Source organism: Prescottella sp. GW823-FHT02E09 (assembly GCF_058797375.1).
The window spans coordinates 624,190-649,417 of the sequence record NZ_JBXAJP010000001.1; the positions used below are offsets into that span (position 1 = coordinate 624,190).

General features: G+C 68.1%; 32 protein-coding genes. 22 read left to right on the plus strand and 10 right to left on the minus strand.

Annotation, left to right across the window (positions count from 1 at the left end; genetic code table 11):
• The coding region (locus AC1RIF_RS03010; protein ID WP_492599875.1) for a YncE family protein at nucleotides 1-560 on the minus strand (560 nt) is incomplete at its 3' end.
• A 253-nt stretch (nucleotides 561-813) separates the two neighbouring features.
• Between AC1RIF_RS03010 and AC1RIF_RS03015 the strand changes: the two genes are divergently transcribed.
• The 9 genes from AC1RIF_RS03015 (at nucleotide 814) to AC1RIF_RS03055 (ending at nucleotide 8,255) form a co-directional block, all read left to right on the plus strand.
• Nucleotides 814-1,590 carry a cyclase family protein gene (locus AC1RIF_RS03015; RefSeq protein WP_492599876.1) on the plus strand — a complete coding sequence of 259 codons (777 nt, stop codon included), beginning with the start codon at nucleotides 814-816 and terminating at the stop codon, nucleotides 1,588-1,590.
• Entirely contained in the window at nucleotides 1,587-3,227 is a 1,641-nt protein-coding gene (locus tag AC1RIF_RS03020) for a thiamine pyrophosphate-binding protein (RefSeq protein WP_492599877.1), read from the plus strand. The genes AC1RIF_RS03015 and AC1RIF_RS03020 overlap by 4 nt, the downstream gene beginning before the upstream one ends.
• A 333-nt stretch (nucleotides 3,228-3,560) precedes the next feature.
• Nucleotides 3,561-4,088, plus strand: coding sequence for an alternate-type signal peptide domain-containing protein (locus tag AC1RIF_RS03025; protein WP_492599878.1), 528 nt, complete (start codon nucleotides 3,561-3,563; stop codon nucleotides 4,086-4,088).
• 40 nt (nucleotides 4,089-4,128) lie between these two features.
• A complete protein-coding gene (locus AC1RIF_RS03030; RefSeq protein WP_492599879.1) occupies nucleotides 4,129-4,623 on the plus strand; it encodes a hypothetical protein in 495 nt (164 codons plus the stop codon).
• Between the two features lie 2 nt (nucleotides 4,624-4,625).
• The gene (locus AC1RIF_RS03035; RefSeq protein WP_492599880.1) at nucleotides 4,626-5,264 is read left to right on the plus strand and encodes a signal peptidase I; all 639 of its coding nucleotides are present in this window, start codon (nucleotides 4,626-4,628) and stop codon (nucleotides 5,262-5,264) included.
• A gap of 13 nt (nucleotides 5,265-5,277) precedes the next feature.
• Complete coding sequence (locus AC1RIF_RS03040; protein WP_492599881.1) at nucleotides 5,278-5,877, plus strand: SipW-dependent-type signal peptide-containing protein; 600 nt, start codon at nucleotides 5,278-5,280, stop codon at nucleotides 5,875-5,877.
• An 8-nt stretch (nucleotides 5,878-5,885) separates the two neighbouring features.
• A complete protein-coding gene (locus AC1RIF_RS03045) occupies nucleotides 5,886-6,479 on the plus strand; it encodes a signal peptidase I (protein WP_492600132.1) in 594 nt (197 codons plus the stop codon).
• Complete coding sequence (locus AC1RIF_RS03050) at nucleotides 6,476-7,570, plus strand: hypothetical protein (protein WP_492599882.1); 1,095 nt, start codon at nucleotides 6,476-6,478, stop codon at nucleotides 7,568-7,570. The genes AC1RIF_RS03045 and AC1RIF_RS03050 overlap by 4 nt, the downstream gene beginning before the upstream one ends.
• A gap of 85 nt (nucleotides 7,571-7,655) precedes the next feature.
• Nucleotides 7,656-8,255 carry an alternate-type signal peptide domain-containing protein gene (locus tag AC1RIF_RS03055; RefSeq protein ID WP_492599883.1) on the plus strand — a complete coding sequence of 200 codons (600 nt, stop codon included), beginning with the start codon at nucleotides 7,656-7,658 and terminating at the stop codon, nucleotides 8,253-8,255.
• A gap of 652 nt (nucleotides 8,256-8,907) precedes the next feature.
• Here AC1RIF_RS03055 and AC1RIF_RS03060 read toward each other — a convergent pair.
• Nucleotides 8,908-9,528 (minus strand): hypothetical protein, encoded by a 621-nt coding sequence (locus AC1RIF_RS03060; protein WP_492599884.1) that lies wholly within the window; start codon nucleotides 9,526-9,528, stop codon nucleotides 8,908-8,910.
• Nucleotides 9,529-9,641: 113 nt separating this feature from the next.
• Here AC1RIF_RS03060 and AC1RIF_RS03065 point away from each other — a divergent pair, with 113 nt between their 5' ends.
• The 3 genes from AC1RIF_RS03065 to AC1RIF_RS03075 all read left to right on the plus strand — a co-directional run bounded on the left by AC1RIF_RS03065 (nucleotide 9,642) and on the right by AC1RIF_RS03075 (nucleotide 11,431).
• Nucleotides 9,642-9,881, plus strand: a complete 240-nt coding sequence (locus AC1RIF_RS03065) for a hypothetical protein (protein ID WP_492599885.1) — start codon at nucleotides 9,642-9,644, stop codon at nucleotides 9,879-9,881.
• 34 nt (nucleotides 9,882-9,915) lie between these two features.
• Nucleotides 9,916-10,320, plus strand: coding sequence for a YccF domain-containing protein (locus tag AC1RIF_RS03070; RefSeq protein ID WP_492599886.1), 405 nt, complete (start codon nucleotides 9,916-9,918; stop codon nucleotides 10,318-10,320).
• Between the two features lie 487 nt (nucleotides 10,321-10,807).
• On the plus strand, nucleotides 10,808-11,431 hold the full coding sequence (locus tag AC1RIF_RS03075) for a resuscitation-promoting factor Rpf1 domain-containing protein (protein ID WP_492599887.1): 624 nt from the start codon (nucleotides 10,808-10,810) through the stop codon (nucleotides 11,429-11,431).
• A 70-nt stretch (nucleotides 11,432-11,501) separates the two neighbouring features.
• Here AC1RIF_RS03075 and AC1RIF_RS03080 read toward each other — a convergent pair whose 3' ends face one another.
• Nucleotides 11,502-11,690 carry a hypothetical protein gene (locus tag AC1RIF_RS03080; RefSeq protein ID WP_127955560.1) on the minus strand — a complete coding sequence of 63 codons (189 nt, stop codon included), beginning with the start codon at nucleotides 11,688-11,690 and terminating at the stop codon, nucleotides 11,502-11,504.
• Nucleotides 11,691-11,750: 60 nt separating this feature from the next.
• On the opposite strand from AC1RIF_RS03080, the gene AC1RIF_RS03085 reads away from it, so the two are divergent.
• Complete coding sequence (locus AC1RIF_RS03085; protein WP_492599888.1) at nucleotides 11,751-14,054, plus strand: helicase-associated domain-containing protein; 2,304 nt, start codon at nucleotides 11,751-11,753, stop codon at nucleotides 14,052-14,054.
• 16 nt (nucleotides 14,055-14,070) lie between these two features.
• Here AC1RIF_RS03085 and AC1RIF_RS03090 read toward each other — a convergent pair whose 3' ends face one another.
• Together AC1RIF_RS03090 and AC1RIF_RS03095 are read right to left on the minus strand one after the other, a co-directional pair.
• Nucleotides 14,071-14,502: a VOC family protein gene (locus AC1RIF_RS03090; protein ID WP_492599889.1), complete on the minus strand. Its 432-nt coding sequence runs from the start codon at nucleotides 14,500-14,502 to the stop codon at nucleotides 14,071-14,073.
• Between the two features lie 102 nt (nucleotides 14,503-14,604).
• Nucleotides 14,605-14,733: a hypothetical protein gene (locus AC1RIF_RS03095; RefSeq protein WP_492600141.1), complete on the minus strand. Its 129-nt coding sequence runs from the start codon at nucleotides 14,731-14,733 to the stop codon at nucleotides 14,605-14,607.
• 130 nt (nucleotides 14,734-14,863) lie between these two features.
• On the opposite strand from AC1RIF_RS03095, the gene AC1RIF_RS03100 reads away from it, so the two are divergent.
• From AC1RIF_RS03100 to AC1RIF_RS03120, 5 genes are all read left to right on the plus strand, one after another.
• Nucleotides 14,864-14,989, plus strand: coding sequence for a hypothetical protein (locus AC1RIF_RS03100; RefSeq protein ID WP_492599890.1), 126 nt, complete (start codon nucleotides 14,864-14,866; stop codon nucleotides 14,987-14,989).
• 11 nt (nucleotides 14,990-15,000) lie between these two features.
• Nucleotides 15,001-15,201 (plus strand): hypothetical protein, encoded by a 201-nt coding sequence (locus AC1RIF_RS03105; protein ID WP_492599891.1) that lies wholly within the window; start codon nucleotides 15,001-15,003, stop codon nucleotides 15,199-15,201.
• Nucleotides 15,202-15,220: 19 nt separating this feature from the next.
• On the plus strand, nucleotides 15,221-15,385 hold the full coding sequence (locus AC1RIF_RS03110) for a hypothetical protein (protein WP_492599892.1): 165 nt from the start codon (nucleotides 15,221-15,223) through the stop codon (nucleotides 15,383-15,385).
• A 136-nt stretch (nucleotides 15,386-15,521) separates the two neighbouring features.
• Nucleotides 15,522-17,180: a DNA repair helicase XPB gene (locus AC1RIF_RS03115; RefSeq protein ID WP_492599893.1), complete on the plus strand. Its 1,659-nt coding sequence runs from the start codon at nucleotides 15,522-15,524 to the stop codon at nucleotides 17,178-17,180.
• 12 nt (nucleotides 17,181-17,192) lie between these two features.
• Nucleotides 17,193-17,861 (plus strand): DUF3239 domain-containing protein, encoded by a 669-nt coding sequence (locus AC1RIF_RS03120; RefSeq protein WP_492599894.1) that lies wholly within the window; start codon nucleotides 17,193-17,195, stop codon nucleotides 17,859-17,861.
• A 39-nt stretch (nucleotides 17,862-17,900) separates the two neighbouring features.
• Here AC1RIF_RS03120 and AC1RIF_RS03125 read toward each other — a convergent pair whose 3' ends face one another.
• The 3 genes from AC1RIF_RS03125 to AC1RIF_RS03135 all read right to left on the minus strand — a co-directional run bounded on the left by AC1RIF_RS03125 (nucleotide 17,901) and on the right by AC1RIF_RS03135 (nucleotide 19,471).
• A complete protein-coding gene (locus tag AC1RIF_RS03125; protein ID WP_492599895.1) occupies nucleotides 17,901-18,044 on the minus strand; it encodes a hypothetical protein in 144 nt (47 codons plus the stop codon).
• Between the two features lie 191 nt (nucleotides 18,045-18,235).
• Nucleotides 18,236-19,150, minus strand: coding sequence for a DNA alkylation repair protein (locus AC1RIF_RS03130; RefSeq protein ID WP_492599896.1), 915 nt, complete (start codon nucleotides 19,148-19,150; stop codon nucleotides 18,236-18,238).
• 27 nt (nucleotides 19,151-19,177) lie between these two features.
• Nucleotides 19,178-19,471 (minus strand): hypothetical protein, encoded by a 294-nt coding sequence (locus AC1RIF_RS03135; protein WP_492599897.1) that lies wholly within the window; start codon nucleotides 19,469-19,471, stop codon nucleotides 19,178-19,180.
• Between the two features lie 45 nt (nucleotides 19,472-19,516).
• Between AC1RIF_RS03135 and AC1RIF_RS03140 the strand changes: the two genes are divergently transcribed.
• Nucleotides 19,517-19,945 (plus strand): CGNR zinc finger domain-containing protein, encoded by a 429-nt coding sequence (locus AC1RIF_RS03140; RefSeq protein ID WP_492599898.1) that lies wholly within the window; start codon nucleotides 19,517-19,519, stop codon nucleotides 19,943-19,945.
• Here the strand turns inward: AC1RIF_RS03140 and AC1RIF_RS03145 are convergent.
• Complete coding sequence (locus tag AC1RIF_RS03145; RefSeq protein ID WP_492600133.1) at nucleotides 19,942-21,192, minus strand: MCE family protein; 1,251 nt, start codon at nucleotides 21,190-21,192, stop codon at nucleotides 19,942-19,944. The two genes, AC1RIF_RS03140 and AC1RIF_RS03145, sit on opposite strands and share 4 nt — an antisense overlap.
• A 178-nt stretch (nucleotides 21,193-21,370) precedes the next feature.
• On the opposite strand from AC1RIF_RS03145, the gene AC1RIF_RS03150 reads away from it, so the two are divergent.
• Nucleotides 21,371-22,339, plus strand: a complete 969-nt coding sequence (locus AC1RIF_RS03150) for a sigma-70 family RNA polymerase sigma factor (protein ID WP_492599899.1) — start codon at nucleotides 21,371-21,373, stop codon at nucleotides 22,337-22,339.
• On the opposite strand, the gene AC1RIF_RS03155 is transcribed toward AC1RIF_RS03150, so the two are convergent.
• On the minus strand, nucleotides 22,266-22,868 hold the full coding sequence (locus AC1RIF_RS03155) for a carboxymuconolactone decarboxylase family protein (RefSeq protein ID WP_492599900.1): 603 nt from the start codon (nucleotides 22,866-22,868) through the stop codon (nucleotides 22,266-22,268). The genes AC1RIF_RS03150 and AC1RIF_RS03155 overlap by 74 nt on opposite strands.
• A 128-nt stretch (nucleotides 22,869-22,996) precedes the next feature.
• On the opposite strand from AC1RIF_RS03155, the gene AC1RIF_RS03160 reads away from it, so the two are divergent.
• Entirely contained in the window at nucleotides 22,997-24,181 is a 1,185-nt protein-coding gene (locus AC1RIF_RS03160; RefSeq protein ID WP_492599901.1) for a pyridoxal phosphate-dependent aminotransferase, read from the plus strand.
• The gene (locus AC1RIF_RS03165) at nucleotides 24,178-25,194 is read left to right on the plus strand and encodes an AraC family transcriptional regulator (protein WP_492599902.1); all 1,017 of its coding nucleotides are present in this window, start codon (nucleotides 24,178-24,180) and stop codon (nucleotides 25,192-25,194) included. The genes AC1RIF_RS03160 and AC1RIF_RS03165 overlap by 4 nt, the downstream gene beginning before the upstream one ends.
• The last annotated feature ends 34 nt before the right edge of the window (nucleotides 25,195-25,228 follow it).

Consider the following 25,228-nt stretch of genomic DNA (forward strand, 5'->3'; position numbering starts at 1 on the left):
ACCCCATCCGGAAACGAGCCGACCGGGACGATCGCAGTGACGACGGGCAGGGTCTGCGTGGTGTCGATCACCGACACCGTGTCGCTGCCCTGGTTGGCGACGTAGGCGCGGTCACCGCTGATCGCCACCCCGACCGGATTCGCACCGACCGGGATGGGTGCACCGGTGACAGCGGGCGGGTTCGTGGTGGTGTCGATCACCGACACCGTGCCGCTGCCGAAGTTGGTGACGAAGGCGCGGGCGCCGTTCGGACTGATCGCCACCCCCGCAGGATTCGTGCCGACCGGGATGGGTTCGCCGATGACGACGGGCGGGTTCTGGGTGGTGTCGATCACCGACACCGTCTTGTCGTGAAAATTGGTGACGTAGGCGCGGTCACCGCCGACCGCCACCCCAGCCGGATTCGCGCCGACCGTGATCGTGTCGGTGACGGTGTCCGCGGCCGCCTGCCCGCCAACAGCGGTGGACAGGGCCGCGGCGAGGGTGAACGCGCCGACACCGAAGGCCGCGGCGGCACGAGACAGTCGCCCACGCGGGCGAGGCCGATCAACGATGGACATAAGGGTGTTCCCTTCCCGATGCAGTCCACACCCATCCAGGGGGTGCGCAGCAGCCACGGTCCGGTAGCCACCCGGCAAAGAACATAACGGACATCCGTCCAGAGGCTGACGGACTGACGTCGCTCTTCACCAACCCTCATTGCTTCTCGACAACCAGCCGGTCGGTCTGTCGACGCCGTGCCCGATACTGTCCCCCACAGTCCTGATGCCCGAATCGGTCATCAGGACACTCGACGACCGATAGGACGCCACCGTGACGACGCTGACCGACCTGCTCACCAAGATCGGCGCCAAGAGCATCGAGGTGCTCGACCTCACTGCGCCGCTCAGTTCCGAGACGCCCGTGCTGCATCTGCCGGAGCCGTTCGCGAACACCATTCCGGCGCGACTCGAGACGGTCAGCAACTTCGACGACGACGGTCCGGCGTGGGCGTGGAACAACCTTCACACCGGCGAGCACACCGGCACCCATCTGGATGCGCCGACGCACTGGATCACCGGGCGTGACGGCGCGAGCGTCGACCAGATCCCGCCGAGCCGGCTCATCGGCCCGGTCGCGGTCGTCGACGTCACCGCCGAGGTCGAGAAGAACCCGGACTTCGTGCTCGAGGTGGAGCACCTCGAGGCGTGGGAGGCCGAGAACGGCCCGCTGCCCGACGGCGCGTGGCTGATCCTGCGCACCGGGTGGGCCGAGCGCGGCGGCGATCCGGTGCGGTTCGCGAACGCCGACGCCGACGGCCCGCACACCCCCGGCATCTCGGCGGCGGCCGCCAAGTGGCTTGCCGAGCAGAGCCCCATCACCGGCCTGGGTGTGGAGACGGTCGGCATCGACGCGGGCATCGCGGCCGGCTTCGACCCGATGTTTCCGGCGCACTACTACCTGCTCGGCAACGACAAGTACGGACTGACGCAGCTGCGCAACGTCGACAAGCTGCCGACGGTGGGCGCGGTGCTGGTGGCGTCGCCGCTGCCGATCGTCGGCGGCACCGGAAGCCCGGCCCGCGTGTTCGCGCTGGTCGAGCGCGCATGAGCAGCTCCGTCGCGCAGCTGGTCGGTCGCACCCTCGCCGATCTCGGCGTCGGTCACGCGTTCGGGGTGGTGGGCAGCGGCAACTTCGCCGTCACCAACGCCCTGATCGCGGCGGGCGTGCCGTTCGTCGCGGCCCGGCACGAGGGCGGGGCCGCGACGATGGCCGACGCGTACTCGCGGATGTCGGAGCTGCCGGCGGTCGTGACCACCCATCAGGGGTGCGGGCTGACCAATGCGTTGACGGGGATCGGCGAGGCCGCCAAGAGTCGCACGCCGCTGATCGTGCTCACCGCCGACACCGCGGGTGCGGCGGTGCGGTCGAACTTCCGGATCGACCAGGACGCGTTGGCGCGCAGCGTCGGTGCCGTCGCCGAGCGGGTGCATTCGGCGGCGTCGGCGGTGGCGGACACGGTCCGCGCGTACCGGACCGCGGTGCGGGAGCGTCGGACGGTGGTGCTGAGTCTGCCGCTGGACGTGCAGGAGCAGGCGGCGCCGGACTCGTGGGCGGTGCCGCTGCTGCCGCCGGTGCAGCGGGTCCGCCCCGACGCGGCCGCGCTGTACGCGCTGGTGTCGGTGCTGGAGAAGGCGCAGCGGCCGGTGTTCGTCGCCGGGCGCGGCGCCCGCGACGCCGGACCGCAGATCGCGGCGCTCGCGGAGGAGGTCGGCGCGCTGGTGGCGACGTCGGCGGTGGCCAACGGCCTGTTCGAGGGAGATCCGTTCTCGCTCGGCATCTCCGGCGGCTTCTCGAGCCCGCTCACCGCGGAACTGATCGCCGGCGCCGACGTGATCGTCGGCTGGGGCTGTGCGCTGAACATGTGGACGATGCGGCACGGGTCGCTCATCGGCGCCGCGACCACCGTGGTGCAGGTGGACGTGGAGGACTCGGCGCTGGGCGCGAACCGTCCGATCGATCTGGGCGTGCTGGGCGACTGCCGGGAGACCGCGGCCGTCGCGCTCGAGAAGGTGCGCGACGGCGGCGACGGCTACCGCACCGCCGAGGTGCGCTCACGCATTGCGGCGCAGGGCCGTTGGAACGACGTGCCGTTCGACGACCTGTCCACCGCGACGACGATCGACCCGCGCCTGCTCTCCCGGGAGTTGGACGCGATCCTGCCGCGGGAGCGGACGGTGTCGGTGGACTCCGGCAACTTCATGGGCTATCCGAGCGCCTACCTGTCGGTGCCGGACGAGTTCGGCTTCTGCTTCACGCAGGCGTTCCAGTCGATCGGTCTGGGCCTGGCCACGGCGGTCGGAACCGCCCTGGCGCAACCGGATCGGCTGCCGGTCGCGGCGCTCGGTGACGGCGGATTCCTCATGGGCATCTCCGAACTGGAGACCGTGGTGCGGTTGGGCCTGCCGATGGTGCTGGTGGTCTACAACGACAGCGCGTACGGCGCCGAGGTGCACCACTTCGACTCCCCCGGCACCGACCATTCGGCGGTCACCTTCCCCGACACCGATCTTGCTGCCATCGCCCGCGGTTACGGCGCCGAGGCAGCCACGGTACGGTCTGTCCGTGACCTCGACGCGGTGCGCGCCTGGGTCGCGGGTCCGCGGACCCGCCCGCTGCTGATCGACGCCAAGGTCGCCTCCGACGGCGGCGCGTGGTGGCTCGCAGAGGCGTTCAAGGGGCACTGAGCAGGCGTTTCAACGGCCGATTCGTGCATTTCCGGCAACTGAACCGATTCGGGACAAAATTCCTTCTGGACAATTGACCAGTTTCGCCTTCAAGTAGGTCACGAAAGTGCTACAACTTACTCCGGCGCAGCTCGGGGGTTGCGCCGATCTGCTCCGCCAGTTCCGTCTGTTCTGCCAGTTCCATCTGCTCCACCAGCTCTGCCAGCGCCGGACAAGCGCCGACCAGGTGTTTGCGTGAAACAAAGTTTTGACTGGTCCAAGTGTCTGAGTGCCGACGCACCACCCCCTTGTAACGACCCCTCTCTCGGGGCCAGAAGAAACGAGAACACCCGCATGAACAAGAAGACCAAGGGCGCAATCGCCGCCGGCGCCGCGGCGCTGCTCCTCGCCGGTGGTGCCGGCACGTATGCCGCGTGGAGCGACACCGAGGATGTCACCGGCGGCACCATCACTTCCGGCAAGCTGCAGTTCACCGGAACAACCACCGGCGACTGGTACAAGGGAACCGACACCAGCGTCGCAGCGAACAAGATCGAAGACATTTCCACCTTCCGGATCGTTCCCGGCGACACCCTCACTTACCAGGCGACCGCGGGCATCCAGGCACAGGGCACCAACCTGAGCGCGACGCTCGACCTCGTCGGCGCCGACGTCACCGACGGCAACGGCTTCGACTGGAGCGACACAACCGTTTCGGTGGACGGTGTGACCCTCACCAGCAACGTCATCACCCCCAACGACGGCACGACCCAGAGTGTCGTCGTCACGAAGACGGTGTCGTTCGCTGCCAATGGCACCGATCATCAGGGCACGACGGCTGACCTCGAAGACCTCCAGTTGACGCTCGCACAGACCAGCTAGAGCCTTGTCCAAGAACCACCGTTGGTGGGCACTCGCAGCGGTGCCGGTCGTTGGGCTGATCTTCTTCTCAGCCCAGCAGACCGGCGCCCTGTGGAGTGACACCGAGAATCTTCCCGGCGGAACCATCACCGCCGGCACACTGGACATCGGCGTCGGCGCCGGCAGCTTCACCCTCAGTAACTTCGGGAAAACCGGCCTCGCAGTGGGCGGCTACTCGCAGACCCCGCTGAAGGTGTCGAATACCGGGGACGTGCCGATGAAGTATCGCCTGTCGAACGTGACGCAGTCCGACTCCGCGCTCCCGTTGACCCTCAAGGTCTGGGAAGTGGCAAGCGAGGCCGCATGCCCGGCGACTGGTGACCCGACCGGCACATCGCTCTACGACGGCGCCATGATCGGTGCCAACACCACGCTTCGCCCCGCACTCCAACCGGGCGACTCCAAGGTGCTGTGCCTGCGCGGAACCGTTGGCGCAGGAGCCGGAGAGGGCGTCGGCTCGACCACCCAGTTCACGTTTGACGCGAGCCAGGTCTGACTTTGAGCCGTGCAGCCGAGGGCGCCGATCAGCCGACCACTGTCTGGTGGTGGGTCAGGTCCGTCGTGTCTTGGCTGTTGCTCATCGCGATGGTCGGATTTCTGGCACTCACGATCGTGATTCCACGGGTCACCGGATCGACGCCCTACACGGTGCTGACCGGTTCGATGGAACCCACATATCCGCCCGGGACACTTGCCGTCGTCAAGCCGGCGGATCCCGCCTCTCTCGGGGTCGGTGACGCCATCACCTATCAGTGGGAGTCCGGCAAGACCGACGTCGTCACGCATCGCATCATCTCGGTGCAGCACTCAGCGAAGGGCGAATTGCGGTTCACCACGCAGGGCGACGCGAACCCGGTCCCCGACGAGAGACCTGTTGTCCCCGAGCAGGTCCGCGGAAAGGTCTGGTACGCGGTTCCGTACGTGGGGTACGTCAATAACTTCATCACCGGCAAGCAGCGCTCAGCCCTCCTCGTAGTGGTCGTCGGCGGTCTGCTGATCTACGCGGTGTCCATGTTCGTCAGTTCGAGCCGTGACAAGGCGCGCCAGCGCCGACACCAGGCGCTGTATGTGGACGACACAGCCGTCACCGCCGTCATCCCAGTGGTCGAAGCCGATGCGTCGACCAGACCGAAGTAAGAAGGGCCTCTTCATGTCTCGCGACGAGATTTCGAACTCGACCCCCTCCGTCGGCGCACGCTTGCGCAGGACGCTCGGTGGCGGCCGAGTGCGGGCTGCCCTCTCACTCGGCATCGTGCTCGGGCTCGGTTCGGTCGGAACCATGGCCGCGTGGAGCAATACCGCGACCGCCACCTCGGGAGAGTTCAAGACTGGCGTGATCGATCTGAAACTGGGACCGACACCCGGCGCCGACACCTACACGTTCAGCGCCTTCTCGGGGTCCGGACTCTTACCTGGCAGCACGGTGCAGGCGTCCCTCGACGTGAGAAACAAAGGTGACGTCGCCTTCAACTACGCGATGACTGCGAAGGCCACCGGAAACGCCAGCGTCCCAGCCCAGATTTCGCTACTGGTGTTCCCCAACTCCGGTTGCACCGGAAACGCGCTCGGAAACAGCACCACACTGTCAACCAGTGCCCAAACACTGATTTCAAACAGGGGCCAAGTGGCTGCCACGACGGGCGTCGACAACATCTGCATTCGCGCAACAGCCGGCAACGGCTTGACCAAGGCAATGCAGAACCAGTCGATCAACATCGTCTTCGAGTTCACGGCTACCTCGGTGGCGTGAGTCCGACCATGTCTGATCACACAAGAACTCCGCCCCACACCAGGTCGTCTGCTGCCCACACAGCCCGCGAAGTTGCACTCACCGTCGGTGCTGTCGCGGGACTGATCTGCATCCTCGCGACCGTGGCCAGCCTGCTGTTCAACATCAAGCCCCTGATCTTCCGGTCAGGGTCGATGTCTCCCGAGATCACCACCGGATCTCTTGCACTGGCACGCACAGTGCCTGTCACCGATCTTTCGGTCGGTGACATCGTGAGCGTAGAGAACACGGACGGCACACGAATCACCCACCGCGTGTATGCGATTCAGGCACAACCCGACGATGCCGCCTCCGTGACCCTCAAGGGTGACGCAAACGCCGATCCCGACGTCGAACCGTATGTCATCACCGAGGCCGACCGCGTCTTTTGGAACGCCGGGGGTCTCGGGTATGTCGCCGCATGGCTGTCCAGTTCGACTGCGACCTTCCTTGGTGGAGCACTCGTCGGCGCACTGCTCGTGATCGTTGCGCGACCGTCTGGGCACCGCGACAACACTGATGAACCCGATTCCACCGACCTGGACAACGAAATGCCCCACGGGGGAAGGACTCAGACGCCGTGAACGAAAAGCACTCACATGACTCCAAGCCGGCAGCTCGCCGGTTCACGCTGAAGTCCGTCCGTCCGGCGCTCGTACTCAGCGCCGTTGCCCTGTCCGTCTTTGGGCTGTCACAGGTCAATGGGACAAGCGCGGCCGGGCAAGACACCAACAACGTGGCGACGAGCGGCGGACTGACCGTGGCCGCGAATGTCCTGCCACCGATCACCGTCACCAATGCGTCTACGTCGGGCGGCATCTCCTACTGCCGCATTACCTGGACTCATCTGAATGCGGCCTACAAATACCGCGTGTACGTGAGGGAAACTACCGGCGGATTCAGAAAGGACTGGACTTACGATCCCACTGCAGACGGCACTCCTGCCGGGGCTTCGATCTACGACGATATCAACAACAGCGACACCACCTTCGCGCCCTGGAGTGACAAGTGGTTCGACATCGAGATTCACACAGTGAATCGCATTACGAACGAGGAGGGGTCTGACTGGCGCGGATACTCCGTTAAGCGCTACCAGTCCGGCCAGAGTGTGGCGTGCGGGTCGGCAGTATCGAATGTCGGTGGCGTCAGCGGCGCTCGGATGGCTGTACCGCATGAGAGCGCCCCCTCGATGACTGCGACCACTGCGCCATCCGATTCTTCGACATCTACCACCAGTGCCACAACGCCGGCTCCGCCCACGTCTACAACGAAGACAAGCCCTGCCACGACGACCACCACACCTCCGACATCGACGACGGAGACATCGGAAGCTACGGCAACCACAACCACACCTCCGAGAACTACGACCACGACGGTCGCCGACACCCCGGTAGGCGCGCAGGAGGAGTCCCAGTCCCGCGACTACTCGGCGCTATTGGTGGAGTCGGCCGAGACCTCACAGACCGAGATCGTGATCGAGGACTCGAACGGCGAAGAGCTCGAGCGGATTCCGGCGTCGGCGTCGGCGCACTACGAGTGGGATTCATCCACAGATGCCCTGTGGATTGTGGATAACGGGAAGCTCTACAAGGCAACAGGTTCCACATGGAACAAGACCGCCGTCGATCCGTCGTCCACCGACGTGCCGGCCTCCATCGCGGCCCTGATCGAATGACACCCTTGTTGCCCGGTCTCACCGCCGGGAGGGCCAATCAGGTCGGGAACCGGGAATCTTGCACGAGGGGAATGGAAGTAGTCCGATGAAGACACAGACCAAGGGCTTCAAGGTCGCTGTCGCGGTGGCGGCGCTCGGCTCCACGCTGACGCTGTCCGCTTGTGACTTCGGCAGCCTCGGCAGCGGTAGCGCCGGTGGCGGAACGACGACGACACCGTCGGCACCCACCACGACCGCACCACCCACCACGATCGGCGGTGGCGGAAACGGTTCGGGTTCCCTCGGCCTCACAGAGGTCACGCTGCCGGGCTGGAGCGATCAGAACGGTCCGATCGACATCGCGACGTTCCGGGTGGTACCTGGCGACGTCTTGACGTACCGAAGCAGCTACAAGGTCACCGTCAACGGCACCGGACTGCAGGCCAGGCTCACCGCCGACAGCATCACCTTCACGGGCGGCGGCCAACTCAAGGGCAAGCTGCAGCCGCAGGTCACCGCGACCATCGGCGGCACCGTCGTCCCGTCCGGCCCCACCGGTATCGTCGTCACCCCGGCACACAACAACGCGGTGGTCGACGTGGCGGCCGAGTTCACCTTCGATCCGCAGACGTCAGGCGTTGTCGGACAGTCTGATTCGGCAACCTTCGGCGACTTCAAGATCCGCCTCGAGCAGATCCTCTCGTAACCCCCGATCTCAGGGCCGCCGTCGGTCCCCCTCCCATCGGGCGGCCCTGATCCCCTACTTCCCGCAACTCCCCGATCCGGCACCGGAGGTCGGGTGGATGACACGCGCGGGGAAACGGGCGCGTGCGTTCCGGGTCGACGCACGCCACACAGCGCCGGTTGTTCTCTCACAGACAGGAGAACAGCCGGCGCTTCTCGTTCAGCAGTGCTGATTCACCCGCCCCTCGGGCCCCGTTGCACTGCATGCCAACGCACACAACTCGAGAGTCAGTCCCACTACAGAACGCAGCGTCCATCCGCCGTGCTGGCGGATCGTTTGCCGCCCGGAGCGAATCCAACGCATGATCTCGATCGGGGTGCTTCTCCTCGCCATCGGGACCGTCGGAACCCATCGGCTCGATCCTGTTCGGAGCCGCATTCGTCGGTCAGTGGGCGATGGCCCTCGCCGTGGTGTTCGTGATGATCGGAGTGACGGGAGCGCTCCTCATCAAGCCGCAACACCGAGACTAGGTGGCAAGTTCCGGTCGCACACGGGCGGCAGGTCCACTGGTAACAACAGTGCCGAACGCAAACAAATGGGCGGTTATCCGACCGTCGGCCGAGAGCCGAGTCGGATAACCGCCCGTTCGTTCGTCGGGGCTACCGGCGCCCGATCAGGAAGCGAAGCTGCCGGTGCCGAGGGAGCCGAGAGAGCCGAGGGAGCCGACGGGACCGGGACCGGTGGAGACGTCTCCGGGCCCGGGAGTGAAGCCGACGGACCACATCGGATTGGCGTGGCCGTTCTGCGTCTGGTTGCCGGCGTCGGCGGGCATGCCGACGACCAGGGAGATCGCCGCGGTCGCGTTCGGTGCGAGATGGATCGAGCCGAGCTCCGTTCCCGGGAGCACCGTGCGGGCCTCGGTCAGCGTCACCGGGGTACCAATTGTGCCGTCGATGTCGACGCGGGCGGTGGCGATCATGCCGGTGTCGAGCGTGTAGGGGCCCACCGAGAAGGCGACCCAGCCCGCCTCGCCGGCTACGTTGCGGACCTGGAAGGTGGTCGCGAGTTCCCGCCCGGGCACCAGCTCACCGAGATTCCAGGCGATCTTCTCCATGCCGCCCCAGGTGGCACCGTTGTCGGACGAGTACTCGACGGCGGGGGCCGGGGCGTCGGCACGAGCGACGGACGGGACCGCGATCACCGCGGCGGCCGCGAGGAAGAGCGCGAGCAGCACGCCGCCCAGAACCTTGCCCTGCCACGCGAGGGCTCCGGACACACGAGTGAAAGCAGTCATGGCGCGGAGCCTAAGCGAGCAAATGTGATCAAGCGTCCAATTCGGAGATTTTTCTCCGGCCTCACTTCGGAAGCGCGTGCACCCCGCCGCCGCGGGTGGCCTACCGTTGTGTTGTGACGAACGATTCGAACCGCAGCGACACCGACACCCCCGGCCGGACCGGCAAGGGACTGTTCTACGCAGCCATCGGCAGCTTCCTGATCGGGATCGCGGCGATCGTCGCCATCTTCTTCGTCCATTCCCTCTCCGAGGGCGACCCGGGTCTGGTGCTGTACTTCCTCACGCTCGCGTGCCCGCTCGGCTTCGTGCTCGCGATCGCCTACGCTCTGCGCTCCGGACGTCGAAGTCGCTGAGCCGGAGACTCCCGGACCACTGGAAGGAACCATCATGAGGATCCTGCTGAACATCATCTGGCTGATCTTCGGCGGCCTGTGGCTGGCACTCGGCTATTTCCTGGCCGGCCTGATCATGTGCATCCTCATCATCACGATCCCGTTCGGCATCGCGTCGTTCCGGATCGGCGTCTACGCGCTGTGGCCGTTCGGCAAGACCGTCGTCGACAAGCCCACCGCGGGCGTCGGATCGCTCATCGGCAACGTCATCTGGCTGATCCTCGCGGGCGTCTGGCTCGCGATCGGCCACATCGTCACCGCGGTCGCAATGGCGATCACGATCATCGGGATCCCCCTCGCGATCGCCAACCTCAAGATGATCCCCATCTCGCTGATGCCGCTCGGCAAGGAGATCGTGGACGTCGACAGCCGCAACCAGTCGCAGTGGACGCCGGCCTGACCGTTCCGAAATCTGGGACAAAGCAGACCACGCGCGTGTGATCTCCCTCACATAACGCGCCGATAACGGACAGGTGTCGAACCGTGACCCGAACGGGCGCGGCGCGACTACCTGGGCCGACGTCGTCTCGATCGAATCCGGCTCTCGACCAACACAAGACGCGCCGCGTTATCAACCGGTGACGTTCGGCGCCCGATCGTCGTACCGTCATGTCCGGCCGGAACCTCGGCCACATCCGGGCCCGCCGCGCCAAACCCCGTCCAGTGGATCCGGAACACCCACGAACCATCCATGGACGGGGACGGGGGACCCAAAGGTCCTCCGGGGAACAGGTCCCGCAAGGGACAACCCCGCAGGGCATCGGGAGAGCAATCTCCCTGGGGGTGAAGCCAGACCCGCTCCATCCATGAGCGGCGAGGCCGGGCGACCTCTCAGTCCGAACCCGACAGCTGACCTCGCAGGCGCGTGCGGAGAGGAACCAACCGACATGAGCGGACGCCATCGCAAGCCGTCTACCACCGGCCGCACCGTAGCCAAGGTCGCCGTCACCGGCGCCATCATGGGCGTGGGCGGTGTCGCTTTCGCCGGCACGGCCAGCGCGGCCCCCGACTCCGACTGGGACAAGCTCGCGCAGTGCGAGGCCGGCGGCAACTGGGGCATCAACACCGGCAACGGCTACCACGGTGGCCTGCAGTTCTCGCCGAGCACCTGGACCAGCCACGGCGGCGGACAGTTCGCCGCGACCGCGAACCAGGCCACCCGCGAGCAGCAGATCGTCGTCGCCGAGCGCGTGCTCGCCAACCAGGGCTGGGGCGCATGGCCGTCCTGCTCCTCCAAGCTCGGCCTGAGCAGCGCACCGACCCAGCGCAACGCCCCGGTCACCGAGGCCCCGAAGGTCGTCACCCCGGCACCGGTCGCCCAGGCACCGGCCCCGCTGCACCCCGCGCAGGGTGTCTTCGACCAGATCGACTCGCTGATCGACGCCGCCGAGGACCACGGCATCGTCATCGACCAGCCGATCCTCGACGCCTACGACGTCGCGAAGACGATCGACCTGAGCAAGCTGAACCTGCAGGACGTCGCCGGCGTGGCGAACCTGTCGCAGAGCTGAGCCGCTCCCCCCGAAACACGAAGTGGGCCCCTCGCCATCGGCGAGGGGCCCACTTTTCTGTGTGTGCGCGTCAGCGGTTGATCACGGTGTGCGGGTGCACGTAGGGCAGAGATTCCACCGGAAGGGGGAACTCCGTCTCCTCGCCGAACGGCGAGAGATTGCCGGCACGACTGGAAGACAACTCGGTCACCGCGTGATCTCCATCCGCAGTTTCCGGCCACCCTGGATCGACATAGCGCTTCTTCGAATTGTTAGCCACGCGCCCATTTTGACAGGAGCGTTCGCCGCGGTACAGCCCAGGTCACTAATCTCATAGTCGATGACCCCCACGCATGGCACCGAGGGCGCCCCGGAAACCGCAAACCCCGTGGCAGCACCCACACTGAACGGCTGGCTGAGCGCCCGCAAGGACGCCGAACTGACCGACCTGTTGCGGCTGCGCCCGGACCTCGCCGTGCCGCCACCGGCCACGGCCGCCGTCCTCGCCGGGCGCGCCGAGCAGCGGGCGTCGGTGATGCGGGCCGCCGACACCCTCGGCTCCCTCGAATTCACCGTGCTCGAGGTCCTGGCGCTGGAGCAGGCCGACCAGATGCCGGTGGCCCGTCGGCACATCGACGACGCCCTCGCCGGCCGGGTGCCCGCCAAGACCGTGGACAAGGCGCTGGACCGACTGCGTGCGCTGGCCCTGGTGTGGGGCGACGACGAGCGGCTGCGGATCGTCCGCGCCGCGGCCGACGCGATCCCCTGGCGGATCGGCCGCATCACCGCCGAGTCCGATGCGATGACCGAGGACGAGATCCGGGCCGCGCTCGACGGGATCGAGCCCGGCGAACGCGACCTGCTGGGCACGCTGGCCCGGTCGTCGCCGATCGGCCGCACCCGGGACGCCGCGCCCGGCACCGCCCCGGACCGACCGGTCCAACGTCTGCTCGCCCGCGGGCTGCTGCACTGGATCGACGCCGAGACCGTGGAACTGCCCGTCCAGGTGGGCCAGGTGCTGCGTGGTGAGGCCGTGTTCGATCCCGCGTCGCCCACCCCACCCCCGCTGACCGGACGCAAGCAGAAGCTCGCCGACGTCAATGCGGCCGCGGCGGGCGAGGCGCTGGAACTGGTGCGGCACTGCGAGGACCTGGTGGCCGCGCTCGGCGACGCACCGGCCCCCGCGCTCAAGGCCGGCGGGCTCGGGGTGCGGGAGTTGCGGCGGCTGTCGAAATCGACCGGCATCGACGAGGCCCGGATCGGCCTGCTGCTCGAACTGCTCGCCGGCGCCGGACTGATCGCGAGCGGGACACCCGACCCCGCACCGCTCACCGACATCGACGACTACTGGGCGCCCACCGTCGCCGTCGACGGCTGGCTCAACTCGGGGACCGCGCGGCGCTGGGCCACCCTCGCCGGGGCGTGGCTGACGCTGCCGCGGCGGCCGTGGATCATCGGCAGCCGCGACGCCACCGACAAGCCCATCTCGGCGTTGTCCGAGGAGGTGCGCGCACCGGGCGCCGCACTGGAACGCCGACTGCTGCTGGAACTGCTCGCCGAGGCGGGCAGCGGCAAGTCGGTGTCCTCGGCGGAGGCCAGTCGGCTGCTCGCGTGGCGTCGCCCCCGCTGGGCGGGCCGGCTCGGCCCGCACGTCGTGGAACGGACGCTCGGCGAGGCGCGCACGCTCGGGCTGGTGGCGCACGGGGGGCTCAGCTCCCCCGGCAAGGCGCTGCTGCACGGCGGCGACCCCGAGTCCGAGATGGACACCGCACTGCCCGCACCCATCGACTACGTGCTGGTGCAGGCCGACCTCACCGTCGTCGCGCCCGGGCCGCTCGTCCCGGACCTGCTCGAGCAGATCACGCTCGTCGCCGACATCGAGTCCGCGGGTGCGGCGTCGATGTACCGGGTCAGCGAGAACAGCATCCGCCGCGCGCTCGACTCCGGGCTGTCCGCGTCCGAGCTGCAGACGCTGTTCGCGACCCGCTCCAAGACGCCGGTGCCGCAGTCACTGACGTACCTGATCGACGACGTCGCCCGCCGGCACGGCCGACTGCGGGCGGGGGTCGCGGCGTCGTTCATCCGCTGTGAGGACCCGGCGCTGCTCGCGGAGGTCCTGGCCTCCCCCGTCGCCGAGCAGTTGGCGCTGCGGGCCCTGGCCCCCACCGTCGTCATCTCGCAGGCGCCGCTCAAGGAGGTGCTCACCGAGCTGCGCGCGGCCGGCTTCGCACCGGCCGGCGAGGACTCGTCCGGCGCGATCGTCGACCTGCGTCCGCGCGGGGCCCGCGTCAAGGCGGCCCGGGTGCCGCGGCTGCGCACCCCGGCCGTCCCCACCGACGAGCAGCTCGCGACGCTGGTGCGATCGCTCCGCGCCGGTGACCGCGCCGCCGCCTCCACCGGTGCCGGACTGCGCAGCGACGGCACCCGCGCGTCCAGCGCGGCGACGATGACGCTGCTGCAGACCGCCGCGCAGGTGCGGCGCAGCGTCTCGATCGGGTACGTCGACGCGCAGGGCATCGCGTCGCAGCGGATCGTGGAGCCGGTCAGCGTCGGCGGCGGTCAGCTCGACGCACTGGACCCGGCGACGGGTGAGGTGCGCCGCTTCACGCTGCACCGGATCACGTCCGTCGCGCTGGTGGACTGACCGCCGCCCCGACCGGTCAGTGCGGGAACTCCTCCCCCGTGTACTCGCGACGCTCCACGAGGACGAGCCAGTTGCCGGAGTTGTCACGCATCACGGCCTCGATGCCGTAGGGGCGGTCCGACGGCGGCTGGGTGAACTCGACCCCCTTGGCCACCAGCTCCCCGTAGGTCTTGTGACAGTCGGTGGTGCTGAGCCCGAAACCGTTCATGGTGCCGGCGGCGAGCGACCGGCGGATCGCCTCGGCCATGTCGGCGTCGAGCGGCGGTCCCGGCTTCATCAGCGTCACCTCGAGCTCCGGGTGGTCGGGGTGCGTGATCGTCACCCACCGGAACCCGTCCCCCATCGAGACGTCGGTGGCCTCGACGAATCCCAGCGTGTCGAGGTAGAACTTCTTGGCCTCGTCCTGATCCGTCACCCACAGCGTGACGAGCGAAACGTTCGTGATCATCGAAATCCCCTCGGGATGGTCGGCGTGTGCGGTTACCCCGAAACCTATGCCGTCGGCCCGGGCGCCCGCTTCTCGAGAATTGCGATGTTCAGCCGCGGTCGCTCACGACACCGCTGCCGATGCGGCCATCGCGTCGAGGTCGAGCGGTTCGGCGTAGTGCCGGTCGGCCAGATCCCGGGCGCGGCGCAGGTGCGGCAGCAGACTCTCGGGGACTCGAACCGGCGTCGTCACACCCCGAGTCTCGCACCGGACCGACGACCGGCACTACCGGAAAAAGCACCCCGAACTGCACGACTGGCTTTTTCCTGGAAATGACGTATGGTCTCGATCGAGTGATTGCCACTTCGAATTAGGAGCGACAATGGCCGAGAAGAAACCTGGAAAAAACCTGAAAAAACCCTCCCAGTCGATCAAGGAAAAGCGGGCGGAAAAGCGCGAGCGCGCTACTGATGCCGGCGAGTTGATCAAAAAGCGTAAGCGCCACTGACGGGACCTGACATGACCCGCGAGGCACCGGCGCGCGACGCGCCGGGCGTTCTGGACCACCTGCACCGGAAACTGGACCACCTGCTCGGCGACAGCACGCTGCCGGAACCCCGCTCCGACGGCTTCCGGTCCGGCATCGCGTCGGCGAAACTCTTCGTGCTCGACGAGCGCGCCCAGCATTCCGGATTTCCTTTCCCGCCGACGCACGAATAAAAGTGAAGGACCACCTACCGTGAAGCGGACCCTGCTCGCCCTGGACAAAATTCAGGCGCGACTGGAAAACGAGCTCGACACCATCTCCGTGAACAGCGAACGGGACGTCGGATATCGCGCCGGAATTTCCGAGGCGCTCGTCCAGGTGATGGAGACAAAGAAATCTCTCACGGCCGGACGCTGATCCGCTCCGGGGCCTGCGGCCCGTGCGTCTTTCCGGTAGGTCCCGCCACCGGAAAGGCGCACGGGCCGCAGGCCTACATGGCGGGACACCGCCGCCGTCTGGACAATGGTCTGGTTACCGTTGCTAGGAGGCGCACGTGACCGACGGCCCGCTGATCGTCCAGTCCGACAAGACACTGCTGCTCGAGGTCGATCACGAGCGCGCGAACGACGCCCGTCAGGCGATCGCCCCGTTCGCCGAACTCGAGCGTGCCCCCGAGCACGTCCACACCTACCGGATCACGCCGCTCGCGCTGTGGAACGCCCGCGCCGCCGGGCACGACGCCGAGCAGGTGGTGGACGCGCTCGTCTCGTTCTCCCGGTTCGCGGTGCCGCAGCCGCTGCTGGTCGACATCGTCGACACCATGGCCCGGTACGGCCGCCTGCAGCTGGTGAAGAGTCCCGTGCACGGGCTGACGCTGATCAGCCTCGACCGGGCGGTGCTCACCGAGGTGATGCGGCACAAGAAGATCGCCCCGATGCTGGGTGCCAAGGTCGACGACGACACCGTGATCGTGCATCCCAGCGAGCGCGGGCACCTCAAGCAGATGCTGCTCAAGATCGGCTGGCCGGCCGAGGACCTCGCCGGCTACGTCGACGGCGAGGCCCACCCCATCGACCTCGCGTTCGAGGAGGGGCACTGGCAGCTGCGCGACTACCAGGAGATGGCGGCCGACTCGTTCTGGGCCGGCGGCTCCGGCGTGGTCGTGCTCCCCTGCGGCGCCGGTAAGACGATGGTCGGCGCGGCGGCGATGGCCAAGGCCAAGGCGACGACGCTGATCCTGGTCACCAACACCGTCGCGGGCCGGCAGTGGAAGCGCGAGCTGATCGCGCGCACGTCGCTCACCGAGGAGGAGATCGGCGAGTACTCGGGCGAGAAGAAGGAGATCCGCCCGGTCACCATCGCGACCTATCAGGTGATCACCCGCAAGTCGAAGGGCGAATACAAGCATCTCGAGCTGTTCGACTCCCGCGACTGGGGTCTGGTGATCTACGACGAGGTGCACCTGCTGCCCGCGCCGGTGTTCCGGATGACCGCCGACCTGCAGTCGCGCCGGCGCCTCGGTCTCACCGCGACACTGGTCCGCGAGGACGGCCGCGAGGGCGACGTGTTCTCGCTCATCGGCCCCAAGCGGTACGACGCACCGTGGAAAGACATCGAGGCGCAGGGCTGGATCGCGCCCGCCGACTGCGTCGAGGTGCGGGTGACGCTCACCGACGCCGAACGCATGGCGTACGCGACGGCCGAGCCGGACGAGCGCTACAAGCTGTGCTCGACGGCGCGCACCAAGCACGCCGTCGTCCGCTCGATCCTGGACCGGCATCCCGGCGCCCCGACGCTGGTGATCGGCGCCTACCTGGACCAGCTCGAGGAACTGGGCGAGGAACTCGGCGCCCCGGTGATCCAGGGCTCGACGCGCAACAAGGAGCGCGAACTGCTCTTCGACAAGTTCCGGGCCGGCGAGATCCAGACCCTGGTGGTCAGCAAGGTCGCGAACTTCTCGATCGACCTGCCGGAGGCGTCGGTTGCGGTGCAGGTGTCGGGCACGTTCGGCTCCCGACAGGAGGAGGCGCAGCGGCTGGGTCGACTCCTGCGACCGAAGCACGACGGCGGTCAGGCACACTTCTACTCGGTGGTCGCTCGGGACACGCTCGACGCCGAGTACGCCGCCCACCGCCAACGCTTCCTCGCCGAACAGGGCTACGCGTACCGCATCACGGACGCCGACGACCTGCTCGGCCCGACCATCGGATAGGACTTCACCCCCGTGCGCCGCTTCGAGTTCCCCGTCGACAAGCATCACGCCAGGTCCGTCAACGAGACCCTCGGCGACCTTCGCCGCCTGCAGTGGTCGGCCGCGCTGATGGCCGTCCTGCTCGGCGGCGGGGCGGCGTGGCTGTTCGTCCTGGGTGAGCCGTGGTCGTACATCCTCGGAGTGGTGCTCGCCGTGTGCGCGCTGACCTCGCTGTTCATGGTCGTGTGGACGCCGCGCAAGGTCGGCAGCATCGACGAGCTGTACGCCAAGGGCAACCTGGTGCCGGCCGTGGTGTCGGAGATCCATCCGCGCGGGTACACGCTGCTCGCGCTGCTCGACATCGCCAAGCCCGACGCCGGCGAACCGCACTACGCGCTCGCGACCCGCACCATCCGCGGTCTGCCGGGCCAGGGCTACACCGTGGGCAAGAAGATCCCGTCGGTGTCGGTGCTGGGTGACCGCAACTCGCGGGGCAACGGCGACACGTGGCAGATGGTGAGCTTCATGCCGATCTCGTGGGGCACCCGTGACAGCAAGGTGCTCACCCAGGCCACCGCCCGCATCACCGATGTGGAGTGGAATCTGCTGCGCAAGAACATCTCGATGTCGGAGAAGGTGCGCGGCTCGGAGAACCAGTTCGTCCTGCTCGATCCGGCCGAGCTCCCGAAGGAATTGCACTGATGTGATTCGTCCCCGGCGCGCGCCGGGGTGGTGACGGCGTCAGATCATCAGGGCCGCAAGGCCGACGCCGCCGACAGTGACCAGAGCCATGACCATCGCGAGGGTCACCGAACCCATCAGCACGACCGTCGCGAGAGCCGGGACCACGGCGACCAGGAGCATCAGGGCAACCCACCACAGCACCGCTGGAATCGGGCTCGATCTCCTAAGATCGAAGTCCTGCAACAACGCTGGTCGAATATCTCTGGGTGTAGACCCATTCGATCGGAGTTCCATACGAGGCGACCTCCTGCTAGGGGTCACCTCAGTCTCTCGCACATCGACGATTTTCGCCGGCCAGTTCCGCATTGACCGCTGTGTCTCGTTGCGGCTCCTCACCGCTCAGGTGCGGGGAACGGCGAATCGGCGGCGGTGAGCTCGAACTCGGCCATCCCGTGCTGCACACCATTGACCTGAATCTGAACGTATTGCATCCCTGGGTAATAGCGCCTCGTCGTGATCGGTGCGAAGCTGTGGCGGCGGACGATGGACCACTCGGCTCCGGCCGCGAGGGTGCGTGTCGAGAGTTCGAACACCTTCGCCACATGGGATCCGTTGGCCCGAAGGAAATGTACGGAATAGTCCACGAGGTAGGTGGCCGGGCCGGGCCCGGTGTTCGTGACGGTGCAGTCGAATTCGAGGCCCTCACCGATCGAGACGAGCTCCGTCCGCACCGCGGGTCCCGCGACGTGCACCGGCGAATCAGTGGAGTACCCCAACAGCCCCAGAGCTCCAGGATGCCCGTTCTCGACCAGCGTTCGCAGGCCGCGGCGGAGGACCCGGGCGGTGGAGGTAGCGGGTACGAGCGCCCATCGAGTGGCGACGGCGACAGCCAGTTCCGGATGGTCGTGGCTGATGTCGTTGAGGTGGTTGGCCACCGAGCGCCGCACGTACTCGGAGTCGTCGCGATACAGGGCATCGAGGATCGGCAGCGTCGGCCGGGGATCGGCGATCAGGCCGGGGACCCGAACAGCCCATGGCAACCGGGGTCTGGTGGACTCGCTCGCGAGGCGCCGAACATGGGCATCGGGATGACGTGTCCACGATTCGACCACGGCCAGCGTGCGGTCCTGGGCGATCCGCAGGAAGGGACGAACGGCCGTCTCCGCGGTCAGCCGCGGCGTCAGTTCAGCCAGGAGTCCGAGTGCCGGTTCGACGAACTCGATGCCTCGCACAGCGACCGCCTCGGTTACCGGGAAGATCAACCATCCGGCGAACTTCTCGTCGTCGAGCCGCTGTAGGCACGGCACCGAACTCCCTTCCCTGGTTTGCCGGACCTATGCGGTGTGCAGGACGGTCGCGTGCCGCATCTCGTGGACGTCACCGATCTCGCGGAAGAACCCCCGAGCGCTCTCCTCCTCAGGCATCTCCCGCGCCGCACGCTCTGCGGCCTCCGGCGAGGCCCAGATCAGAAAGTCCATCAGCGATCCGTCATCGAATCGGGCGAGGTGCGCGCCCAGGAGGTCGCTGCCGTAGCGCTCCCCGAGAACCGACACCAGCAGGCCGCGGGCTGCCACCAGGGCGTCCGGGTCGGCAGCCTCGAATCGTACGTACTCGATCGTGGTGCTCATGCTTCTTCCAAGCGCTCTTTGTCACGGTTTTATACGTTCAAAACCATGACGTGGAGGCAACAGGTGTCGGATGGTCGACTGGCCGAGATGCCGCTGGACCGGCTCGTCGAACTCCGTTCCGTCGTGCGCGAGGCCCTCGAGGCGGCCGGAAACTCGGAACCGCTGTCGCAGCACCTACGTGCGCGGGTCAACAAACTGGCCTCCGATGCGCCATTGGTGCTCGAACTCGACCGGTCCGGCGTCCTCCGCCAGGTCGGATGCGGGGGCCCGGTCGACGCGGAAGTAGCGCGAGAGACGTTGCAGCTCATAGCCGCGCCCGATACGTTCACCGTCCGCCGTTGTCCCGCACCCAGTTGCGGGATGTTTTTCGTTCCGCGCCGCAGAAACCAGGACTGGTGCACCGTGCGATGTGGCTCCCGCGCCCGCTCGACCCGCCGCCACCGCAGCTCCAGTCGCGACGACTCCGGGAGCTAGCGCGCCGGAGCGATGCCCATCAGCGTCGCGATCGCGGACGCAATCGGGTTGAGGTTCAACGACTCCGGGGCCTGCTTCGGCTTCTGATCCCACGGCTGCGACACCGTCGGGTCGGCGAGAACCGCACGCTCGGCGTTGCGGACACCGGTGACGCTGCCCTGCGGAACGAGGCACCGCACGTCCGACGAGAACGGGAAGTCGTCACGGGTGTCGTCGAAGTCCGGGTCGCGGCGCTTCATCTCGGCGAGCGTCTCGTGGGTGCTCTCGTAGCCGATCGTGCACGCCGGCGGGTTGTTGGTCTCGAGGACGATGCCGAAGTGGATGGTGCCGTCGCCCGGCGCGACGGCCCGCGCCGCCACCGGCAGCGCCGGCAGCAGCTGCAGCGCGGTGCGCAGGTACGCCTCCCGGCCCGGCGCGAGCGCGGTGATCTGCCGGGTGTTCGACAGCACCTCGGTGAGGTCGGCGCCGCTGTCGCGGACCAGCGCCCCCACCTGGTCACTGGTGGCGGCGCCGGTGCCGATCAGCCTGCGCACGTCCGGGTCGCTCGAGCGCAGCTGCGCGGCGAGCGCGTCGAGGTCGGCGCTGAACGACCGGATCGACGACGCCTGGTCCGCCTGGCTGTCGAGCACGGTGCGGCCGTCGGAGACGAGGTCGAGGGTCTGCGGCAGCGCGGCGGAGGCCTCGCGGGTGAAGTCGGACAGCGAGTCGACGACGGTCCGCAGGTTGTCGCCCTGGCCGTCGAACGCCTTGCCCAGCTCGGTCGCGACGGTGTGCAGGCTGTCGGTGGGGACCGAGCGGGCGAGCGAGTCGACCGACGCGATGAGGTCCTCGACCGGGACCGGGACGCCGGCGTCGTCGACGGTGATCACCGAGCCGTCGGCCAGGTACGGCCCGGAATCCCGGTCCGGGCGCAGATCCACGTACTGCTCACCGATCGCCGACCGATTGGCGACGACGGCGGCCGCGGACGCGGGCACGTCCGGCCCGTCGTCGTCGAGGTGCAGTTCCACCCGGACCCCGTCGGCGGTCAGCGTGAGGTCGCCCACCCGGCCCACCGGCACGCCCCGGTACGTCACCTCGGCGTTGGTGAAGATGCCGCCCGACGACGGCAGATCCACGTAGACCGAGTACTGCCCGAAACCCATGAGGTTGTCGAGGCGGACGTAGCGACCGCCCACGAAGATCACGCTCAGGATGGCCAGCACCACGAACGCGCCCAGCTGCCACCTGGCCAGCTTCGACACCATGTTCAACGTCGACGGCCCTCCACCACTCGCCACCAGAGCATGTCGGCGAGATCACGCGAACCGCCCTGCTGTTACCCGGACAACACGCTATCGGTATCCGTTACCGATGTTCACATCAATGTGATCCGGCTTACAAAATGGACATTTGTCCGGCCCGGGGCGGACGTAGGATCGCGGCATGAGCGTCGCGCCACTCGCGGAATCGTTCGAGTCGCACCGCAGCCACCTGCTGTCCGCGGCGTACCGCCTCACCGGCAGCGTGAGCGACGCCGAGGACGCCGTGCAGGACGCGTGGCTGCGGCTGGCCGACGCCGACACCGCGGCCATCCGGGATCTGCGCGCGTGGCTGACCACCGTCGTCGGCCGGATCTGCCTGGACCGGCTCCGGTCCGCGACCGCGCGCCGCGAACAGTACGTCGGACAGTGGCTGCCCGAGCCGATCGTCACCGACCTGACACCGTCGAACATGCCGGATCCGCTGGAATCGGTTGTCCGGGAAGAAGCGAACCGGATGGCGGCGATGGTGGTGCTCGACGCCCTCTCCCCCGATCAGCGGGTGGCGTTCGTCCTGCACGACGGCTTCGCGGTGCCGTTCGACGAGATCGCCGCGGTGCTGTCGGTGAGCGTTCCGTCCGCCCGGCAACTCGCGTCCCGTGCCCGGCGCGCGGTCGCCGCCGCACCGCCACCGGTCGCCGACGCCGAGCACACCGCGGCCGTCACCCGCCTGCTGACCGCGATGTCGGCCGGCGACCTCGACGCGGTCCTCGCCGCGCTGCATCCGGACGCGACCACCATCGGCGACGCGGGCGGCACCACCCGCACTGCGGTCAACGTCATCACCGGCGCCGACCACTCGGCCCGGTTCTTCCTCGGCCTCGCCCACAAGTACGGCCTCGAGACGTTCCTCGCCGCGACGCCGGTACTGGTCAACGGCCAGCTCGGCTTCCTCAGCCACGGTTCCCCAGGCGACGACACCCACCCCGGATTCCCGGGTCGGGTCACCGCGTTCACCGTCCGGGACGGCAAGGTGTGGGCCGCCTACGACATCGCGAACCCCGAGAAGCTGCGCGGGATCAGGCTTTCCGTTCCCGATCCGCCGTCTCCTGATCCGTCGCCCACGGCACCCGGCACGCGTCACCGGAGTTGAAGCCCTGGTCGTGTATCCCGAGCGCCGAGTTCATCCGGGACCGCATGTTCTCGATCCCGATCTGGTAGGTCAGTTCCACGACCCCGTCGCGACCGAACCGCCGTTCGAGGTCGGCCACCTGGTCGTCGGTCGCGGTGGTGGGCGTCTCGGTCATGGCGTCGGCGTACGCGATCGCGGCCCGCTCGTCGTCGGAGTACAGCGGGGAGTCGGCGTACTCGCCGATGTGCTGCAACCGTTCGATGTCCAGGCCCTCGAGCCGCTGGAGCATGGTGCCGAAGTCGACGCACCACGAGCACCCGACCGTCCACGCGACCCGGTACACCGCGATGTCGCGGACGTTGGGCGGCAGCACGGTCGACGCCTTCTCGGTGCCCATCTCGTGCGCGGCCGACACCGCGAACAGCTTGCGATGGTTGGCGACCACCGCGAACGGCTCGGGCACCTCGCCGAACCGGCGGGCGGCGAACTTGTATGCAGCCTTGACCAGGGGGCCGGCTTCCTGCGGGGTCACCGGGGCAATTCGAGGCATGATCTCCTCCGTCGTCTCGACCGTCGGCGGGCACCGGGGTGCGCCCGTCCACCCCTAGGACGAGGCAGCCCCCGAGAACGTGACACACCGGGTTCGTTCGACGACGTCCACGCCGCTACGCTGGACAAATGCCCGCAGCGCCACGTTCCCGCACCGTCTCGCGACTGCAACCGTTCGCGTCCACGATCTTCGCCGAGATGACGGCGCTCGCCACCGAGCACGACGCGATCAACCTGGGCCAGGGCTACCCGGACACCGACGGACCGGCCGAAATGCTCGAGACCGCGCGACGCGCCATCGCGGACGGCCTCAACCAGTACCCGCCGGGCCCGGGCATGCCGGTGCTGCGCCAGGCCGTCGTCGCCGACCGCGCCGCCCGATACGGCATCGCGCACGACCCCAACTCCGAGGTCCTGGTCACCGTCGGCGCCACCGAGGCGATCAGTGCCGCGATCCTCGGACTCGTCGAACCGGGCGAGGAGGTGGTGCTGATCGAGCCGTACTACGACTCGTACGCGGCCGCCGTCGCGCTGGCCGGGGCGGTCCGCCGGGCCGTGCCGATGGTGCGCGACGGCGACAGTTTCGCCCTCGACCTCGATGCCCTGCGGGCCGCGATCACCCCGAACACTCGGATGCTGGTGGTCAATTCGCCGCACAACCCCACCGGGACGGTGCTCACCGAGGCCGAACTGCTCGCCGTCGCCGAGTTGGCGTGCGAGCGAGATCTGTTGGTGCTCAGCGACGAGGTGTACGAACACCTGGTCTTCGACGGTCGCACGCACACCCCGATGGCGTCGCTGCCGGGCATGTCCGAGCGCACCGTCACCGTCTCGAGCGCCGCGAAGACGTTCAACGTGACCGGATGGAAGACCGGCTGGGCGCTCGGCCCCGCCGCACTGATCGACGCGGTCCGCGCCGCCAAGCAGTTCATGTCGTTCGTGGCCGGCGGCCCGTTCCAGCCCGCCGTCGCGTACGCGCTCGAACACGAGCAGGCGTGGGTGCTGGCCATGCGCGACGAACTGCAGGGCAAACGGGACCTGCTCGCGACGGCGCTGCGGGACACCGGGTTCGACGTGTACTCGGGCGGCGGCACGTACTTCCTGTGTGCCGACATCAGCGCGTTCGGCACCCGCGACGGCGTCGAGTTCTGCCGGACGCTGCCGCAGAGGGTGGGCGTCGCGGCGGTACCGATCAGCGTGTTCACCGACCGCCCCGATCAGTGGAATCACCTGGTGCGCTTCGCGTTCTGCAAGCGTGAGGACGTGCTGTCGGAGGCGGTGTCGCGCCTACGCCGGCTCGAGGTGCCGCGGTGAGCCTGGCGACGATCCCGGCCGATTTCCTCCGTCGCGCCCTGCACCTCGCCGAGACGGCCGGAGCTGACCTGTCCGCGACGCTCGAGGCGTCGGGGATCGACGTCGCCTCGCTCGACAATCCCCGCACCCGGCTGACACCCGCGCAGGTCACGGCGTTCACCCAGGCCGCGTGGCAGCTCACCGACGACGAACTGTTCGCCATCGGTGCGTCACCGGTTCCGCGCGGGACGTTCCGGCTGATCTGTCTGTCGCTGATCCACCGCCCCGATCTGGGCAGCGCCCTCGAACGGATGACGGACGTGACGCGGGCACTGCCGGTGCCACCGCTCACGCTCATCCCCGGCGACGAGTCGACGCGGCTCGAGGTTCGGGTGGATGTGCGCGACGACACCGTCTCCCCCGAATTCGCCGACGAGGCGTTCCGGCTGGTCACCGACTTCGAACTGATCCTGCTGCACCGCTTCGCGGCGTGGCTGGTGGGCCGGCGGGTCAAGCTGCGGTCCGTGCTCATCCCCTACCCACAGCCCGAGGCCCAGTTCGCCAAGCACTACGACAGCATCTTCGGCGTCCCCGTCACGTTCGGCGCCGGCGTGGCCACCCTCGAGTTCGACAACTCGATCCTGCGCGCGCCGCTCATCCAGGACGAGCAGAGCCTCGCCGAGTACCTGCGCGAGTCGCCGAACCTCCTTCTCTCCGAACGCGACTACGACAGCACGGCGTCCGCCCAGGTGCGGCGGGTGCTGGAGATGGGGGTGCGCGGGCGGACCTGCACCGCGGAGGAGATCGCGGAGATGCTGTCGATCAGCGTGCCGCACCTGCGCCGGCTGCTGCGCCAGGAGGGCACCTCGCTCAACACCCTGCGTGAGGAGGTGCTGCGCGACGCCGCCGTCGCCGCCCTGCGCCGCAGCGAACCCGTCGACGAACTCTCGGCCCGCCTCGGGTTCTCCGAGCCCAGCGCCTTCCGCCGGGCATTCAAACGTTGGACGGGCTCGACTCCAGGCGCCTACCGCTAGAAGGCCGGATCTGGAGGCGGGATCGGCACACTGT